The sequence below is a fragment of the Sciscionella sediminilitoris genome, assembly GCF_000737195.2.
GTDB classification, from domain to species: domain Bacteria; phylum Actinomycetota; class Actinomycetes; order Mycobacteriales; family Pseudonocardiaceae; genus Sciscionella; species Sciscionella sediminilitoris.
In genome coordinates this window covers 1-959 of the sequence record NZ_JALM01000174.1, presented here as the reverse complement: position 1 = coordinate 959, position 959 = coordinate 1, and the positions used below count along the sequence as shown (strand labels likewise).

Below are 959 nucleotides of genomic sequence, written 5' to 3'. Positions count from 1 at the left end.
TGGAGCACAACTCCGGCCCGGTAGGTGATGGCGAGTTTGTCGTATCGGGTGGCCAGCCCGCGCCACTGCTTGGTGTCGTTGAACGATCTCTCAACGACGTTGCGGCCCTTGTAGATATGGGCGTCGAATGCTGGTGGCCGGCCACCAGCTGAGCTCTTACGGCGGCGGGCGTCGATCTCGGAGACCTTCTGCGGGATGACGGCCTTGATACCCCGTCCGGCGAGCATCCGCCGGTTCACACCACTGGTGTAGGCCCGGTCAGCGACGACCGCGTCAGGGCGAGTACGCGGCCGTCCCGCACCCGAGCGTGGCACACGAATGTCCGCGAGGACCTCACCGAGCATCGCACCGTCGTTGCGCTGCCCACCGGTGATGACCATCGCCAGCGGACGCCCGTGGCCGTCGACCGCGGCGTGGATCTTGGTGGTCAGACCACCCCGTGAGCGACCGATCCCGTGCCCGGCCGGTTCACGGTCACCGCCGAGCGGGCTCGGGACGAACCCGGCCAGCGGATTCGTGTAATTCGACCGGGCCCCCTGTGTCTTGATCAGGGCGGACAGTGTTCGTCGCGTGCTGATGCGCACGGTTGATTGTGGCGTCCACCGACACTGCTGCCCAATCGATCTTGCCTGCCACATCAGCTTCCGCAAGGAGACTGGCGAGCACTGCGTCCCAGGTCCCGTCCTGCGCGTAACGCCGATGACGCTTCCAGACCGTCTTCCACGAACCGAACACCTCGATCGGCAGATCCCGCCACGGAATCCCGGTCCGGTACCGGTAGATGATCCCTTCGACCACCCGACGGTTGTTCTGGAACCGACGCCCACGCCGACCGACGCTCGACGGCAACAACGGCTCGATCCGAGCCCACTGCTCATCCGAAAGCGCCTCATACCGCGATGAACTCATCGATCAATCATCAGCGAATAACCGGCCGACCTTTGGGAGACACGCCCTAG

Annotated in this window: 1 protein-coding gene; it reads right to left on the bottom strand. The window is 65.1% G+C overall.

Going from position 1 to position 959, the window contains the following annotated elements; genetic code table 11:
- Positions 1–909 (bottom strand): IS5 family transposase gene (locus tag AD72_RS37025; RefSeq protein ID WP_425480801.1). Its coding sequence is split into 2 segments (ribosomal slippage), with 908 coding nucleotides annotated over them: positions 1–476 and positions 478–909; the frame shifts between segments, so codons are not numbered across the junction. This gene is flagged as partial in the annotation.
- Positions 910–959: the final 50 nt, after the last annotated feature.